Raw genomic sequence first — 16286 nt, forward strand, 5'->3', positions numbered from 1 at the left:
ACAAGCGATTTATCTGTAGAGGATATGTCTTTAATAGCTTTATTAATCAGAATAGTAGTGCATTATTTTTTGTTAAACATCGCCTGGCCGGTTTTATCTTTTTCAGACCAGAAATTAATATTGAACTGGGCATCAGGGCTTAATTCAATACGGTGCCAGTACTCCGGTGGGCTGGTAGCAAATTGGCCTGCATTAATCACGACTTTCACTTCAGGTTCAGTCGCTTCGCTGTTGGCAAAACCATAATACGTGACCACGCCTTCCATGACACAGAGCTGACCAAAAACACCTTCGGCGGTATTGTGGTGACTTAGCAATGCATCTGGCACATTGTCTTTAGTGAAAAATGGTGTAGAACGCTGAATAGTCCAATTTGCTGGGATACGTTGATGAGACATAATGTTCTCCTAAATAATCTGAACTTGGGATAATAAACGTCTTTCAATCAGTCCTTTGCCCTGCTAACTGCGTTGAATCGACTTACAATAGGCTAGGTATTGACACGTCAACTCGCCTTGTTAGCATAACAAATGACAAGCTTGAAAGTGAGGGGGTTTACATGCTGATGTTAAATAGCATGAGTTCATCCCTTATCCACAATTCAGGTTAAATTGATTGATGAGTAGGCTTTAAGGGTAAAGCCTACTCGATTAAATACTAAAGGCTTGCTGGTAAGGCTCTAAGTAATGGGAATGTATTGCTCATGTGTCCTTGGGTTACCACAAAGCCAATAATTTGTTTTTGCTCGTTGTAGGCTTTTACTGAGCAACCAGTGGCGTCAATATCAATTTGCCATGAAGCCACATCCTTAACGGTGCTGCCGCCTAATTGAATTGGCATGTGTGGCGTTTTAACTTTCACTAGCATAGGCGGTAGCTTCAAATCTGTTGGTTGACCGAGTAAGGTTTTTGCTAATGCATTGGCACTTAACAAGATAGGCTGTAAATAGGACATCACCTTACCGTTGATTTCGGCGCAATCACCTAAGGCGTAAATGTTATTCACAGAGGTTTGCAGCTGGTTATTAACCACTAAACCGTTATTCACTTTACATCCAGATTGACGGGCTAAACCAACATTAGCCTTCAATCCAGCAGCTGAAATGACGCAATCAATATCCACTGTTTTACCTGAGCTCAGCGTGGCGCATATTGCCGAGCAGTTGTGATCTAATGAGTTTATTGTTTGACCAAATTCAAACTCAACGCCAGCCTCAATTAACTTGTGTTGCAGTGCGGTCGCGACGAGCTCTGGCAACATATTCGCCATTAAGCCTTTGCTTGGCTCTACCATCACGATTTGTTTACCGCAGTGACTTAAATCCATGGCGATTTCGGTGCCTATAAGCCCAGCGCCAATAACCAATACTCTCTTTGCCTCGCGTAATTGCTGCTGTGCGCTTTCAAACTCTTGTAAGCTGTTTAAGGTAATGACTTTATTGGTTGCGTTACCTTGCATGGGAGGCACAAATGTTTTTGCTCCAGTAGCCAATACCAATTGTGAATAAGGGTAGGCAGTACCATTAACCAATACACTTTGTTGTTGGCTATCAATGCTGTCTACTCGAGTGAGTGCATGCAAGGTAATATTGTACTCTGAAGCAAACTCCTGAGCCGACTGACGAATTAAATCGGCGCTTGTCTGCTGGAGACTGAATGCATGGCTTAAATCTGGTTTATTGTAATCATGACCGTCATCAAGAGTAAAAACCGTTATGGGTATGTGCTTGTCTGTGCGCCTAATCGTTTTGATTAACTGATATGAGCCAAAGCCGCTACCGATAATGATGATAGGTGCATTCATGATGCTTTCCTCGCGTCAATAGGCACAAATACGTCTTTACCTAAACCACAATCAGGGCAAAGGAAAAAGTCAGGTACCTCACACCAAGGGGTTCCCGGCTGCACATCTTGATTTGGCTCACCTAATACCGGTTGATAAACCCAGTTACATACCGTACATAACATGTCTTGTTTATCGTCACTGCTGGTGGTTGATGCGCAAGATGTTTGAGCAGTAGGTGTTTTCACTTCTGGCATTTTTAAGGGTTTGTATTGGGTAAGGGAAGATGAAATGGAATCGACATTACTGAGATCATGTAACGCCCAGCTCTTGGCTATTTGGCGGCCATGCTCACGGCATTCGCGCATTGCTTTACCGTCTGGTTTCCATTTTGTTTTTAGGCCAACAGTGGTTTCAAACCCGGCGTCAGTCAGGCGGGTATGAATACGGTCAACAGCGCCGCCATTCCAACCGTAACTTCCAAAAGCACCGGCTTTTTTATCTTTAAAACGTAAACCGGTTATTTCTTCTAACATGCCCGCGACTTTTGGCATCATGACGTTGTTCATGGTTGATGAGCCGACTAAAATGCCTTTAGAGCGAAATACATTCGCAAGAATGTCATTTTTGTCGTGACGAGCCACATTAAACACTTTTACAGACACACCAGGATCGACATCATGGATCCCTTGAGCAATGGCATCGGCCATCAAACGGGTATTGTTAGACATTGAGTCGTAGAAGATTGTGATGCGATCCTCTTGATAATTATCAGCCCATTGTAAATACTGATGAATAATCTGAGTTGGGTTATCTCGCCACACGACACCGTGGGCAGTGGCAATCATATCAACGGGAAGGTTAAAGCCCAAAACTTCGTTAATTTTTGCGGTCACTAATGCGCTAAATGGAGTTAAAATATTGGAATAATAGCGCAAGCATTGATCCATTAATTCAATTTGATCAACTTCGTCATTAAACAGGCGTTCATCGCAATAATGCTGACCAAATGCATCGTTACTAAATAACACCGCATCTTCGGTTAAATAAGTCATCATGCTGTCTGGCCAATGTAGCATTGGGGTTTCAATAAAGACCAATTGCTTGCCATTTCCGATATCTAGGCTGTCGCCAGTTTTGACAATATTGAAGTTCCATTCAGGATGGTGATGTAATCCGGTAATGGAATCGATAGCATTTTCGGTACAATAAATTGGGGTATTAGGAATTTTTGCCATGAGTGCGGCTAATGCGCCAGAGTGATCTTCTTCAGCATGATTAATGACAATGTAATCAATTTTATCGAGATCAATTTCCATCTCAAGATTTTGAATAAATTGCAGGCTGAAGCGATGGTCAACTGTATCGATTAAGACATTTTTTTGTTCACGAATAAGGTAACTGTTGTAACTCGTGCCTTTAGTCGTTTTATATTCAGTGCCATGAAAGTCTAATATTTCCCAATCGCGTTGGCCAACCCAGTTGATGTTATTTTTAATGTGAATGGTCATAAGTACACCTGTAATAAAGTAGAAGTTAATGTTTAAAGATGAAGTTTCAAAAGTTAACTTCGTTATTGCAGATGGCATGCCAACTAGCTAAGTGATTGATAAGTATGTGACTGATGATATTTTTGTGGAATAAGCACTGTCATAATGACATTTATAATCAGTGTCTTTATGACTGCGAATTGTCATTTTGACTATATCGGAGTGATTGTATTGGGCGTGGCTTTACTCAAGTGGCGTTATTGATGAGACTTTATTCAAGTGATTCTATTCAAGTGATTCTAATCAAGTGATTCTATTCAAGTAGCTACCAGAACAAATTGTGATTGAGTTGATTGTCGTACTTTATAAAGGGTTAGTTGATTTGTATGGCAGAGCCATCACGGTAATGAATAAACCATTGTTGATGACTTGAACAGACCGTTATTACTTGGTTAACAGCTTTGCAAGGGTCAATATTCCTGACTCTAGCGGGCTATTTTTGTGGTAGACAATCGATAGCTGAACATGTTTTGGACCATGGCTCACAGGCGTCATAACCAGAGACTTTTCATAACGACTGCCAGCGACCATATTTTTGCCAATAATGGTATAACCTAACCCCGCAGCGATGCAGCCTAACACACCATCAGCACTACTCATTATCATTAGCTCATCACTGCCACGACCCGCTTGTTGTCGCCAGAGCATGGCATGTTGTCGATAACCACACCCTTCATCTCTAACCAATAATACTGGATCATATTCGCTGTCTCGCGGTGTTACCATGATCAACTCTTCTTTAACGATTGGGATCACTACCAGATTTTCATGCTGAGGAGCATTGCCTATTGCAGCGCAATCGACTTTATTATTGAGTACCGAAAACACTAGGCGTTCGCTAGTATCGGTATGGATTTTGGTTTTAATTTCAGCATGGTTGAGCTTAAGTTGTTTGAGCGCTAATGGCATGTGTACGGCAGCAAATGTTTCAGGCATGCCAACACGCAGTTCATAGGTGTTTTTATTGCGTGATATCGCTGAAATAGCTTGGTATTCCAGTTCTAATATTTGTTCTGCATATTCGTATAACAGCTGTCCGCTGGGCGTGAGTTGCAGTTTTCTGCCTGTTAGGGTAAACAGCTTGGTGTCTATTTCGGTTTCAAGCTTTTTAATCCTATTGGTAATATTGGACTGAACGGTATTGAGTTTATCGGCTGCGCCTTTAATACCTTGTTCGTCTACTACCGCTTTGAACGTTTTAAGCGTCAATATTTCCATATAGCTCCAATATAGTGCTCAGTATAGTTCTCAATACAAGAAGTTTAAGTTCTCAATAATTCAATTTTTTAGATTAACAGGTTGACGTATTGTCAGTGAATCATTTTTCGATTAGGCGACAATAAATGTTAATGGAACTGACAAAATTTCGGGTTTATTTGGCAGGGATCTGCAGTTTAATCGTCACCGTTGGCGTAGCACGGTTTTCCTACAGTTTGCTACTCCCCGTAATGCAGGACAGTGCTGGCCTAACCGAGTCTGGAGGTGGTTGGTTGGCAACCGCTAATTTTATGGGTTACATGAGTGGTGTTTTGCTTGCTGCGAGCCTGCATAATCTGCACTACAAATACCATTTACAGCGAGTGTATTTACTCTTGAGTGTGGTGACTTCTGTCGCCATGGTGATGACGACTGACATTGTTGCATGGGCTGTATTGCGTTTTATTGCAGGGATTTGTGCCTCTGGCGGCTTTATTATTGCATCTGGGCTTATTTTAAAATGGTTGGTAAGACACAATCATCGTGCAGAATTAGGTATTCATTTTGCAGGCGCTGGCCTGAGTATTATTATCACTTCACTCTTGTTCGAACTGATGCTTGGGTTGTCTGCTGATTGGCAACAACAATGGTTAGCGCTTGCGGTGTTGGCGCTAGTGGTTTCTGTTCCCGCCTGGTTATGGATGCCGCATCCCTCTGCGGGTGAACAACAAGGGGAGGTTGCGCAGGACAATCCACCAACAAACACATTTAAGTTACTGATGATGTCTGCCTATTTTTGTGCCGGCTATGGATATGTTGTGAGTTCAACCTTTATTGTCGATATTGTTGAGCGAACTGAAGGGCTGCAAGGCCAAGGTGGATTAACTTTTTTATTGATTGGACTCGCCGCCACTCCCGCCGCGTTAATATGGGACCGGATTGCGCGTAAAACAGGTTTCCTTAAAGCACTGTTAGCCGCGTATTGTTTGCAAGCTGTGGGGATTATTCTGCCTGTACTTAACGACAGCTTAGCCGTGGTCATTATTAGCGCATTGTTATTTGGTGGCACCTTTATAGCGTGTGTCAGCTTAGTGCTTACCATGGCAGGGAAGTTCTACCCCAGTAATCCCGCGAAGTTTATGGGTACCATGACATTAGCCTATGGCGCCGCGCAAATAATTGCACCAGTGCCAACGGGTTACCTCGCCGAATTTTTTGGCAACTATGACATTGGTTTATACGTTTCTGCCAGTGTGGTGATGATGGGAACGCTATTTTTACTCGGCTTACTTAGACTCGAAAGCCGCGCAGTGGTGAGTAAGCGTATAGGCAAAGAAAATCAGGTGGTTATTGGTTAAATACAGAAGTACATCATAATGTTAAAACCAAGCATTTAATTTCTAGCGGACAATAAAATAATCAGTTAATTTATTGTGTATTTTCCATAAGATTTTATGTCACGCGAGGGATGACGATATATGAAGTGTTTAGGACTAATTGCGTTATGTATATCACTAAGCGGTTGTGCGACTGGTTATCAAGCTTATACGTGGTCTGGTGGATATAAAGACAAAGTGTTGGCTGAAAATCATTACCTTGTAGAATATTATGGTAATGGCACAACCTCAATTGAAATGCTGAACATGTTTTGGAGTACTCGCGCCATTGAATTATGCCCAAATGGCTATGATGTTATCGATGAAAATAAAGGCAAAACGGATGGTGGGATTTTTTTAGGCGGGGTGACGTCTATTGATCATCCCTGGTTAAAAGCTGAAATTCAGTGTAAATAATAAGCAGTATTATACCAATTCCATTAATTATGTGACCAATCAGAGTCACTCAGATTGTTCAGTTTGAGGCGCATTGTTGAAATAATGGTTATTCCCTTCTAAGACAATGCAACAAAGAAATGAACGGTCTGAGTGCCTCCTGCAAGGCGGGTTTCTGTGCCTTCTATGCTGCTTAATAGCATTTTGACGTAGAACAACTATGCCTACAATTCTATTACTTGCCTAAAAGACACAGAACTCCCGCTGAATGACCAGATAATTAATAGAATTGGTATTATATCTGTGGTTGGACGCTTAATTAATAATCTCAACGCAAAAGGAATGTTAGTCGATGGATATTTTGGTGGATGATTTACAAGGTGCTGGTGTGATTGAATTATTACAAGCGCACTTGGCTGACATGTATGCGACTTCACCACCAGAGAGTGTGCATGCGTTAGATATCGATGCGCTAACTCATCCTAGTATTACGTTTTGGTGCGCGAAGCTTCAAGGCGAAGTGTTAGGTTGTGTGGCGATAAAAGAGCTCAATGAAGCCCATGACGAAATTAAGTCAATGCGCACATCCGCAGCGGCGAGAAACCAGGGTGTGGCGACAGCCTTGTTATTACATCTGCTCAATGAGGCTAAACGTCGAGGTTATCAGCAGTTGAGTTTAGAAACTGGCTCGATGGACTTTTTTGCCCCCGCAAGACGTTTGTATCAACGTCATGGTTTTGAATATTGCGGCCCATTTGCGAATTATCAGGCTGATCCTAATAGTCTATTTATGACCCGATTCATTGATTGAGTGAATAGATATCAGCGTTGATTAAGCTCGAGCCGAGTAATGTGGTTACTGTTCGCTGGCGATAATAGTTTGAATATCATGCGGATGCACTTTTAAACAAATGCCATTGGCTTTAAATGCGATGGTTGGGTTGGCTAAGCGTTCGTTATCACCTTTTGGTGAACTCTGTTTCACTTTAATCTTTCCAATCCCAGCTTGAGCATTCTCTATGATGCTGGCCAATTGTGGTGCTTGTTCAATTAGCTCGGCAACAAGGGCTTCACAGGTTTGTGCTTGAGAGGGAAACACCAATTCAATGTGTTCCCATCCTTCTACCGGATAGGTTTTATCTGATGGGAAGGGCAGCTCAACACAATTAATCTGCATTTTACCTATCACTAAGGGCTCAGTTAACTTGATGATTAAAATGGGTCTGCCATTAATCATGTTATTTGAAATAATCTCGCCATATTGGCTAAATTCATCAGCAAGTAACTGCGCTGTTTGGTTGTTATTAACCCGCAATGCGGCGTGATCAGCCTGTAAAGATAAACGGTCTAGCCCTAACTGCTCAATAAAGGCGGTTATCCGCACGCTAAAGTCAGCCCAGGTTTGTTGTAGATGTTGGTAGTTCATGTGCACACTCAAACAATTATTAACGTAAAACGGCAGTGGCTATGGCCAAATTTCAATTGGAGTGCCGGCATCAATCATTTGCCAAAGCTCGTCCATTTCTTTGTTGGTTACCGCAATACAACCGTTGGTCCAATTGTACTTTTGAGCTTCTTCTGGCGGTAAAGGTGAGCGTGGGTTTTCACCGTGGATCATAATCATGCCACCGGCGCGAATGCCTAATGCATCAGCACGTAATTTATCTTCTTCATTAGGGTATGAAATATGAATCGATTTATAAAAAGCGCTGTCAGATTTTTTATAATCTAAGGTGTAACGACCTTGTGGGGTGCGCTGATCACCTTCTTTGAGTTTGTGTCCTTGCGGTACATCGCCCATGGCTATCAGGTAACTCTTAACTACTTTACCGTCGCGCATCACAGACAAGCGAGATTCTGATTTGTTCACCACCACGAGGTCAACTTTGGCTTTTAATGATTGAGATGAAGAAGCATTTGCCAACAGTGGGCAAAAAAACATAACCATAAATAATATAGACAACGCGCGCATGAAATCTCCGTAAACCAATGACCATTTTAATTTTTATTGTAAAATGACTAATTCCGAATGTTAAAACTCGGCAGTCAATGTTAGATTTTAACGACATCAAGGGTTAATTGATATTAGTTAACCGAGTTTATTTGCAAGTTTTTTGCAAGTTCGTCTAAAAGATTGCCTAATATAGCGAAACCTGAAATGAATGCCGAAGAAAAGTCCGACAGTCCGCTAAAGCAAAAACTCCGAAATGTTATTTTTGGCACTGAAACGCCAGAAGGTAAACGTTTCGATATCATTTTGATGATATGCATTGTGCTGAGTGTGGTGTTGATTTTTATTGACACTATTGAGCACATCAATGAGCAATATGGTCAGCTTATTAGTATCGCTGAATGGAGCTTTACGGTATTGTTTACCGTTGAGTACATATTACGCTTATATTGCTCGCTCAATCGCTTACATTATGCTCGCAGCTTTTTTGGCCTGGTCGATTTAGTGTCGATTTTGCCCAGTTATTTAGGCTTGATTTTCCCAGGGGCAAACGTGGCCTTAGCACTACGAGTGCTGCGTTTATTCCGGGTATTTAGAGTGTTAAAGCTATTGCGCTATTTAAGCGATGGCCACTTGTTATTAAAAGCCATGGTGCAGTCTAGCCGTAAAGTGTTTATGTTTTTCTTTTCGGTCAGCCTCATCATCATGGTGCTCAGTGTGATTATGTATGTCGTCGAAGGGCCTAATAATGGCTTTACCTCGATCCCTAAATCCATGTATTGGACCGTAGTCACGATTACCACCGTAGGGTATGGCGACATTACGCCACAAACGCCACTAGGTCAGGGTATTGCCGCATTAACCATGTTAATTGGTTATTCGATTATTGCCATACCCACGGGGATTTTAACCGCGGAGATTTCTCATGAGATGGTGAGAACCCGTGATTTACGTAAGTGCAGTAATTGTGGCAAAAAAGGTCACGACAACGATGCTGATTACTGTAATCACTGTGGCAGCGAGTTAGAAAAACTCTGATGTGCATCATTAATGTTGCCATTTTATAGACCCAGCGCTTTATCATCGAGATTGGTTTTGCTGGGTGATTTTTATTAAAGGATACGCATGACCACAGCTAAGTTTGTCGAAGGTCCTATTTTACGTCACATATTGGTGATGAGTTCGACCGCGGCGGTCGGCATTTCGGCGTTATTCGTTGTTGATTTACTCGATATTTTCTTTTTAAGTTTATTGGGTGAAATTGAGCTTGCAGCCGCAGCGGGTTATGCCAGTACGATTTCATTTTTCACCACCTCGATTGGCATAGGTTTATCGATTGCGCTTGGCGCTTTGGTGTCCAAAGCCATCGGTTCAAAAAATATCAAGTTAGCCAAACGGTTATTTTTAAACAGTGCCATAGTGACGCTGTTAACCAGCGTGCTGGTGGCCATTGTTGTATACCTCTTTATTCCAGAATTACTGGCACTTGTTGGCGCTACTGGGCGAACTGCTGAACTGGCTGAAAGCTACTTAACAATATTAGTGCCTTCGTTACCGTTTATTTGTTTAGCCATGGCGTTAGGCGGCGCACTGCGTGCGGTGGGTGATGCTAAATTGTCGATGATGTCGACACTCGCGGGTGGTGGCGTTAATGCCGTGCTCGATCCGATCTTTATTTTTACCTTGTCTATGGGCATAGAAGGCGCTGCTGCTGCGTCGGTATTGGCGCGTATCGCGGTATTTATTATCTCTGCTCGCGGGGTTGTCGTTAAGCATAAGTTATTAGGTCAATTTTCCTGGGTTGAGTTTAAACAAGATTTAGGGGTTATTTTTGCGATTGCAGCGCCAGCCATGCTGACGAATGTGGCGACTCCTATTGGTAACGCTGTAGTAACGCGAGCGATTGCAGATTTTGGCGACAGTTATGTGGCCGGCTGGGCGGTGCTAGGTCGGTTAATTCCGGTGACCTTTGGGATGATTTTTGCTTTATCGGGTGCCGTTGGCCCAATCGTGGGTCAGAATTTTGGTGCGAATGAGTTTGAGCGAGTAAGGCTAAGCTTGACCAAGGCTATTCAATTTTGTGTTGTGTATGTATTAGCTATGTCGTTGCTGCTGTTTTTACTAAAAGATGTGATTATCAGTAGTTTTGATATGAAAGGCGATGCTGCCGAATTGATTTTGTTTTTCTGTCAATATATCGCTGTGTTCTTCATTTTCTCGGGGATATTATTTATTGCCAATGCCTCATTTAATAACTTAGGCAAAGCGAAGTATTCGACGATGTTTAATGTTGGCAAAGCCACGATTGGCACGATCCCTTTTGTGTATTTTGGTGCGCAGTGGGGCGGGGTGTACGGCGTGTTAATTGGCCAGGTGATTGGCGCGATTATCTTTGGCGTTATCGGTATTGTATGTGCTTATCGATTAGTGGATAAAATCAGCCAGCAAGGCTTGGTATCAGCCGGTGCCAACAAGCAATTACTGGAAGATGATGCCATCAATATTGATATGGTTGCCGCGCCATCGCCTATGCCAGGACGAACTCAGATGGCGCAGTTAGACGAAGAGCCCTTGTGCAAGCAATTAGCTGAGCAAGAGACACGTAATACCAATCGGCATTAATAAAGAACCACTCAGAATACGTTCAGCTGTTTTTGATTAAAGCGTCGCTATAGCGTCATGGTTGTTCTTGTTCGAATGGCGAGTGCGCAGAGCAAAAACGGCTAGGACATTCCTTTTAGGCGAGTGTTTAATACCAATTCCACTAATTATCTGGTCATTCAGCGGGAGTTCTGTGTCTTCTAGGCAAGTAATAGAATTGTAGGCATAGTTGTTCTACGTCAAAATGCTATTAAGCAGCATGGAAGGCACAGAAACCCGCCTTACAGGAGACACTCAGACCGTTCATTTCTTTGTTGCATTGCCTTAAAAGGGAATAACCATTATTTCAACAATGCGCCTCAAACTGAACAATCTGAGTGGCTCTGATTGGTCACATAATTAATAGAATTGGTATAAAGGGCTTACACTGCGTTGCATGACTTTGACAGAGAACCACTATACATTCAGTCATACGCCATTAAAAAAGCCCTTATTGCATGCAATAAGGGCTTTTTAGTCATTAACGTCTAAGGTATTAATGAGCTTATTTGTTGTCTGAATCTTCTGTCGCAGTGTCAACAACGGTCGTTTCAGTTGTTTCACTCGTATCAGCAGCTTGCTCAGCCGCCTGTGCTAAGGCGATTTTTTCGCGATCAGCTTTAGAAATATAACGTTCAACCGTTTTAGTGCTTGGGTTCGATGGCACCACTTTGTTGGCACGTGCTTTGGCACGTTTGGCCAACTTTTTGATCATCTCTTGCTTTCTATTCATCTGACTTCTTACTGTGTAAACGACAAACTATTCATATCATTTCAGAAGATAAATGGCTTATCAAAGCGTGAAGGCGCTGGTCTAACGGCCGTCGGCAACTTCACGAGAAAATTGGAGGCTAATTCTAGCTCAATTGCGGTGCTGGATACAGCAATTTATAACAAGCACAACAAAGCGCCGCTCAAGAAGCTGTTGCTGTGACATTAGCGACCGAATTTTTTAATGTCTTCTTCAGTCGCGCCGTCATTACACTCACCGCGCACTTCTGCACGATCGGGTTCCACATAACGACTTAACTCGACAAAACTCGTTTTGCAGTAACCACTCATTTCGATGGTTTTTTGTAGGCCCAAATCAACTTGTTGATGCCACAACTCAAGGCGTTCTTCGGCGTTGCGTTGTTCAATTAAATAACTTTGCATGTCTTGCTTACGGCGGTTTATACGTTGGTCGTGAGGTTGTTCGCCAGGCAGAGGGCGATCTGTTGCCGTGGCCAATTTTGCTCTATAGGTGAATAGCTTAATGCCGTCACCTTTTATTTGCGTGCTAAAGGTGTCGCGAAATTGTCCGGCAAAATCCATTGGGTCGGGTGGGCTTGAACTGCATGCACTCAATAACACCACGCTACATATTACCAGACTATTTTTAAACACAGATAAACCCCTAAAGCAAAATAATGGCGTAAATCATAACCTAAGCGGTTGGAAGGATGATAGCCCACAGCAAGGTAAATTAACTTAAAGAGAGGGTTTACACTGTTAAACAGCCAAAAATAAGCCGCAACAAGTGCGGCTTATTTATTAATGCTCAGGGCATCTAGGCAAAACGTTCGTTCAAATAGCTCGTAATGGCTTTAGACTCGTACAACCATTGTGTTTGGCCATCTTGCTCGATACGTAAGCAAGGTACTTGTAACTTACCACCTTCTGCTGTGAGTAAGGCTTTGTTGTGTTCTTGTTTGGCATCAACAATATTGATGTTCAAGTTTTGACGGCGCATTTCACGACGTACTTTTACACAAAACGGACACGCAGCATATTGATAGAGCGCCAGTGCCTGAGTTTGTTGGTCGACAACGGCTTGTTGTTCTTGCGGGCGTTGACGTTTTTTAGGCGCAAATACAAAATTTAATAATAAAATAATTCGACCTAAAATCCAGCGAACAATGAACATATCTATCCTCAAGTATCATCATGTGAAGACCAAAACCTTGTGGTGGCATGGCCTTAATTAAATTAGCCGCAGTCTACTCCAACTTAAGCGCAGATAACAAGCTCGGGTTATTTTGCTTGTAGCTCTAACAACGCCGATGCCGCAGTTTGATTGGTGTTTATACGGCTTTCGAGTACAAAAACTTTTCCAGCATCAATTTGGCCCTGTTCGACTAAATAGGCTTTCACTGCTCTGGCGCGTGCTTGAGCAAGTAGACCTAAATCATCAATGCTGACGTCTTGATTGTTTTTTAACATATTGTAAAGCGCGATGTGCCAGCGCGTAGTGAGCTCTTGTGGGCTAAGCTCTGGGGCTTCTGTTAATAAAGCCTGCTTAATGTCGTCTGGCAATTGTCCTAACTCTTGTTCCACTAATGTATAAAGCGCATCGGTTAGCGGGCCTGACACTGGGAACTGGCTTGCCGATAAATGTTTAGGCAGCGCACGCAGCTTAATAGAAGCCGTTTTAGCCAGTTTTTTATGTAATTTCAGTTCTGCCAGCGCAGGTTTGTCGTTAGCCACATCAACACTACCCTTAATATTAAGATTCAATAACGGTCTTTCGATTAAGGCGCTGGCCAATTTATCCAGGGTGACTTGTTGTTGATGCTCAATGGCGCTGACACCATAATCAAAGCCGACTTTATCGATGGCTTCTTCACCGCCAACTAGCCCTGCAATAAATGAGAATGGTGAGGTTACCGCCTTGGTGATTAAGTTACCGATGGCATTTATAATAATACTGCCAAAACTAAAACTGGGTGAGTTAATGTCGCCAGACACATCTACCCCTAAATCAATCACTCCGTGACGGTCTTGCAGCAATGCCACTGCCAAGCTAACCGGTAAACTGGTTGCTAAGTCGCTATTACTGCGTTTACCCAGTTTGAGCTGGTCGATAACCAGATGATTGCTGCCAACAAGCACGTTGTCTTTTAATTTATAGTTTAAATCAAGCGACAGCTGGCCTTTATCGATGTAATAGCCAGCGTAAGTGCCCGAATAAGGGTTAACCGATGTGAGCTCTACTTTTTTGAAGTTGAGGTTTAAGTCTAAATACGGTTGTTCTAACAGAGGATTGACATCACCCTTTAAAGTCACTGGTGCATATTTATCTATTTTACCGGCTAAGTCGACTGATGCAGTGGTTTGCGGGTTAGACGATAAATTAGTGATTTCGCCATTGAGCATTTCGATGCCGGAAGCAAAATTGGGCGTTAACGAGTTATCTGCGAAAAAGGCTGAACTGTCTTTAACGCCAATTTTGTTAATGTTGAGCTGCATTTCAGGCGTATCTGTTGTGGTTTCTTGTTTGGCGTTTTCATTTGCAGCCGCTAACTTTGGCTCCGTCGAACTATCCTTTGCAGTCGCGTCTGCTTGGTCAGGGCCATTGTCATGGATCAATTGGCTAATGTTTGTGCTTCGGTCAGCTGAAATAATTAAACGCGCGAAGAGGGCGTCGAAGTTAATCTCGTCTATGTCTATTTTGGCTTGTTTACGGTCATAAGACAGTTGGTTTATCGCCATGGTTTCCCAATTTAATAAAGGCCGCTTAAGCATATTATCTGTAATGTCGAGTTGTTCAATTTTGGCACTGCCTTGATAAATTAAGGTTTCGTTAGCGTCTGCAATGAGTTTTCCTTGCGTTGAAAATACCCCATCTTCTAACGTGACGTTAATATAAGGAGCGATATACGGCTGCAAGCGCGTCAACATCATGTTGCTAAAATCTATGTCAGCAACAATACTTTGCGCCAATACATCGACTTGGCCAGTGGAACTCAATTGGCTCTGCTCGTTAATCACGGTTGAGAATTGATAATCTATCGGGCTAGAAAAGTCTGATATAACTTTGCCGGTACTGACATTAATCGGGCCGAGTTGCCATATGATAATGTTGTCGCTAGCAATGCCTTCACCTAATGTTACCTGGTACTGTTCAAGCTTGAATTTGTTGAGCGTAACGAGCCATGGCTTGCCTTGACTGTCTGTGCCCGAGGATTCAATTTGCACCGCAGTGTCTGGCGTTTCTGTAGCTATCGTTTCAGTCGCTGTCGTATCAATAGCTATCGTTTCAGTAGCTGCAGTTTCAATAGTTGTAGTATCAATAGCGGCGGTTTTTGTTTCTGGGTTTTCAATCTCAGAAGTTGCAGTTGCTGTGGTTTCCGTTTCGGCAGTTTTTGTATTTGTGTTTGTTGTTGCAATCGCTGCATCGTCACTGCTAACCACAAGCTCAGTGTTTTTTGGGAGTAACAAGGCAACGAGATCTGCACCTGTGGGAGTAATATTCAGGTTGATTTTGCCATTTTCGCTGTAAAACTCATCAATGGTGACCTGTTGTTTTGGGGTATCAACATTGATGTTATTTAACGCCAGAACGCCAATCGAGATTTTTTCATCTTGTAGGTGTACCGCTTTTACGTTTTCAATCACCACGCGTGCTTTGGCAATGTGAATGTCGCTTATTGGCTCAAATTCGGCATTTTGCAGCGCAACACGAAAGTGTCCATTCACGCTGAGTTGGCCTTGGGCTAAATTGATGGCAAACAATTGGTCGATAAAAGACCAGTAACGCGATAAATCGATTTTGGCAACGTTGATATCACCCTGGAGCATGAGCGGTGCCAGCTGTAGCTGACCTTGAAGGCTTAATGCCCCTTGGAATTGATCTTCAATGGCGATATTAAATTGATTAACCAAGTTTTGCTGATCATCAATAGCCGCCATAATGCTGTCAAATTGGCTTAGTTTTAGTTGAATATTCGGGTAGCTGATTTTAGTGTCAGTGACCTTATCGTTTAACGTAAATGTCCCGTCAATGAGTTGAATGTTTGCCATGCGCATCGACAACATTTCTGCCGATTGAGGTTGTTGCTCTGCTTGCTGCGCGCTGCTATTACTGGCAATACGTTCAATGATATCAGTGAAGTTAAACACATCATGTTGCTGGCTATCTTGGCTGCGGCTAACTTGAATTTTAGGTTGTTCAAGCACGACATCTTCGAGGACCAGGCCCATTAACCGTATAGATTGCCACACTTGTAAGTTGGCATATAAGCGCTCAAAACTGACAAACTGAGTGTCTTGTTTTTGTTCGTTTATCGCAAAGCCTGTGACGGTGAGTTCTGTCGTAAACGGATTAATTTCAACGTTTTGCAATGTCACCTGACGACCCAATATATCGCTTAATTGCTGTGGCAGTTGTTGTTTAGCAACCGCAGGAATTAATCCGCCTAAAATGGCACACAAGAGTAGATACACGCTTACGAGCCAAAATAGCCATTTTTGATAGCGAGGACGGCGTTTAAAACTTGTGCGAAGTTGAGCAAAAAAGGATTTCATAGGAGATTTCTTGATAAATGCAGGGTCACAGTGAGTTATAGTAACAAATAAATTTCGTTACTAGGGATTATTTTACAGTAGAAACAGATTAATTTACTTTGGTCTTTA

The 16286-nt window shown here is 42.6% G+C and carries 15 protein-coding genes; 5 read left to right on the plus strand and 10 right to left on the minus strand.

Going from position 1 to position 16286, the window contains the following annotated elements:
• Positions 1-62: 62 nt before the first annotated feature.
• The 4 genes from AC19MX_RS17650 to AC19MX_RS17665 all read right to left on the minus strand — a co-directional run bounded on the left by AC19MX_RS17650 (position 63) and on the right by AC19MX_RS17665 (position 4550).
• Positions 63-398 (minus strand): TehB family protein, encoded by a 336-nt coding sequence (locus AC19MX_RS17650; RefSeq protein ID WP_432403911.1) that lies wholly within the window; start codon positions 396-398, stop codon positions 63-65.
• Between the two features lie 259 nt (positions 399-657).
• Positions 658-1803 carry an NADH:flavorubredoxin reductase NorW gene (gene norW, locus AC19MX_RS17655; RefSeq protein WP_432403907.1) on the minus strand — a complete coding sequence of 382 codons (1146 nt, stop codon included), beginning with the start codon at positions 1801-1803 and terminating at the stop codon, positions 658-660.
• Positions 1800-3293 (minus strand): anaerobic nitric oxide reductase flavorubredoxin, encoded by a 1494-nt coding sequence (gene norV / locus AC19MX_RS17660; protein WP_432403904.1) that lies wholly within the window; start codon positions 3291-3293, stop codon positions 1800-1802. Before norV ends, norW begins: the two co-directional genes overlap by 4 nt.
• Before the next feature lie 423 nt (positions 3294-3716).
• Positions 3717-4550, minus strand: coding sequence for a LysR family transcriptional regulator (locus AC19MX_RS17665; RefSeq protein ID WP_432403901.1), 834 nt, complete (start codon positions 4548-4550; stop codon positions 3717-3719).
• 125 nt (positions 4551-4675) lie between these two features.
• Here AC19MX_RS17665 and AC19MX_RS17670 point away from each other — a divergent pair, with 125 nt between their 5' ends.
• From AC19MX_RS17670 to AC19MX_RS17680, 3 genes are all read left to right on the plus strand, one after another.
• Positions 4676-5887 (plus strand): YbfB/YjiJ family MFS transporter, encoded by a 1212-nt coding sequence (locus AC19MX_RS17670; RefSeq protein WP_432403898.1) that lies wholly within the window; start codon positions 4676-4678, stop codon positions 5885-5887.
• 120 nt (positions 5888-6007) lie between these two features.
• Positions 6008-6322 (plus strand): hypothetical protein, encoded by a 315-nt coding sequence (locus AC19MX_RS17675; RefSeq protein WP_432403895.1) that lies wholly within the window; start codon positions 6008-6010, stop codon positions 6320-6322.
• A 331-nt stretch (positions 6323-6653) separates the two neighbouring features.
• Entirely contained in the window at positions 6654-7112 is a 459-nt protein-coding gene (locus AC19MX_RS17680; protein ID WP_432403892.1) for a GNAT family N-acetyltransferase, read from the plus strand.
• Between the two features lie 45 nt (positions 7113-7157).
• On the opposite strand, the gene AC19MX_RS17685 is transcribed toward AC19MX_RS17680, so the two are convergent.
• Positions 7158-7727 carry a VOC family protein gene (locus AC19MX_RS17685; RefSeq protein ID WP_432403890.1) on the minus strand — a complete coding sequence of 190 codons (570 nt, stop codon included), beginning with the start codon at positions 7725-7727 and terminating at the stop codon, positions 7158-7160.
• Between the two features lie 39 nt (positions 7728-7766).
• Positions 7767-8249: a L,D-transpeptidase family protein gene (locus AC19MX_RS17690; RefSeq protein WP_432403972.1), complete on the minus strand. Its 483-nt coding sequence runs from the start codon at positions 8247-8249 to the stop codon at positions 7767-7769.
• Between the two features lie 210 nt (positions 8250-8459).
• On the opposite strand from AC19MX_RS17690, the gene AC19MX_RS17695 reads away from it, so the two are divergent.
• Together AC19MX_RS17695 and AC19MX_RS17700 are read left to right on the plus strand one after the other, a co-directional pair.
• A complete protein-coding gene (locus tag AC19MX_RS17695; protein WP_432403887.1) occupies positions 8460-9290 on the plus strand; it encodes an ion transporter in 831 nt (276 codons plus the stop codon).
• An 87-nt stretch (positions 9291-9377) separates the two neighbouring features.
• Entirely contained in the window at positions 9378-10874 is a 1497-nt protein-coding gene (locus AC19MX_RS17700; protein ID WP_432403884.1) for an MATE family efflux transporter, read from the plus strand.
• Between the two features lie 523 nt (positions 10875-11397).
• Here the strand turns inward: AC19MX_RS17700 and AC19MX_RS17705 are convergent.
• The 4 genes from AC19MX_RS17705 to AC19MX_RS17720 all read right to left on the minus strand — a co-directional run bounded on the left by AC19MX_RS17705 (position 11398) and on the right by AC19MX_RS17720 (position 16178).
• Positions 11398-11625 (minus strand): DUF2986 domain-containing protein, encoded by a 228-nt coding sequence (locus tag AC19MX_RS17705; protein WP_432403881.1) that lies wholly within the window; start codon positions 11623-11625, stop codon positions 11398-11400.
• A gap of 203 nt (positions 11626-11828) precedes the next feature.
• The gene (locus tag AC19MX_RS17710; RefSeq protein ID WP_432403879.1) at positions 11829-12278 is read right to left on the minus strand and encodes a hypothetical protein; all 450 of its coding nucleotides are present in this window, start codon (positions 12276-12278) and stop codon (positions 11829-11831) included.
• A gap of 163 nt (positions 12279-12441) precedes the next feature.
• Positions 12442-12798, minus strand: a complete 357-nt coding sequence (locus tag AC19MX_RS17715; RefSeq protein ID WP_432403876.1) for a glutaredoxin family protein — start codon at positions 12796-12798, stop codon at positions 12442-12444.
• A gap of 107 nt (positions 12799-12905) precedes the next feature.
• Positions 12906-16178, minus strand: coding sequence for a DUF748 domain-containing protein (locus tag AC19MX_RS17720; protein ID WP_432403873.1), 3273 nt, complete (start codon positions 16176-16178; stop codon positions 12906-12908).
• Positions 16179-16286 lie beyond the last annotated feature (108 nt).

It is taken from the genome of Shewanella sp. MF05956, assembly GCF_059758055.1.

Excerpts from the sequence above, each read along its gene's own strand:
- AC19MX_RS17650 (WP_432403911.1), bottom strand. The coding sequence starts at position 398 with ATGTCTCATCAACGTATCCCAGCAAATTGGACTATTCAGCGTTCTACA.
- norW (WP_432403907.1), bottom strand. The coding sequence starts at position 1,803 with ATGAATGCACCTATCATCATTATCGGTAGCGGCTTTGGCTCATATCAG.
- norV (WP_432403904.1), bottom strand. The coding sequence starts at position 3,293 with ATGACCATTCACATTAAAAATAACATCAACTGGGTTGGCCAACGCGAT.
- AC19MX_RS17665 (WP_432403901.1), bottom strand. The coding sequence starts at position 4,550 with ATGGAAATATTGACGCTTAAAACGTTCAAAGCGGTAGTAGACGAACAA.
- AC19MX_RS17670 (WP_432403898.1), top strand. The coding sequence starts at position 4,676 with ATGTTAATGGAACTGACAAAATTTCGGGTTTATTTGGCAGGGATCTGC.
- AC19MX_RS17675 (WP_432403895.1), top strand. The coding sequence starts at position 6,008 with ATGAAGTGTTTAGGACTAATTGCGTTATGTATATCACTAAGCGGTTGT.
- AC19MX_RS17680 (WP_432403892.1), top strand. The coding sequence starts at position 6,654 with ATGGATATTTTGGTGGATGATTTACAAGGTGCTGGTGTGATTGAATTA.
- AC19MX_RS17685 (WP_432403890.1), bottom strand. The coding sequence starts at position 7,727 with ATGAACTACCAACATCTACAACAAACCTGGGCTGACTTTAGCGTGCGG.
- AC19MX_RS17690 (WP_432403972.1), bottom strand. The coding sequence starts at position 8,249 with ATGGTTATGTTTTTTTGCCCACTGTTGGCAAATGCTTCTTCATCTCAA.
- AC19MX_RS17695 (WP_432403887.1), top strand. The coding sequence starts at position 8,460 with ATGAATGCCGAAGAAAAGTCCGACAGTCCGCTAAAGCAAAAACTCCGA.
- AC19MX_RS17700 (WP_432403884.1), top strand. The coding sequence starts at position 9,378 with ATGACCACAGCTAAGTTTGTCGAAGGTCCTATTTTACGTCACATATTG.
- AC19MX_RS17705 (WP_432403881.1), bottom strand. The coding sequence starts at position 11,625 with ATGAATAGAAAGCAAGAGATGATCAAAAAGTTGGCCAAACGTGCCAAA.
- AC19MX_RS17715 (WP_432403876.1), bottom strand. The coding sequence starts at position 12,798 with ATGTTCATTGTTCGCTGGATTTTAGGTCGAATTATTTTATTATTAAAT.
- AC19MX_RS17720 (WP_432403873.1), bottom strand. The coding sequence starts at position 16,178 with ATGAAATCCTTTTTTGCTCAACTTCGCACAAGTTTTAAACGCCGTCCT.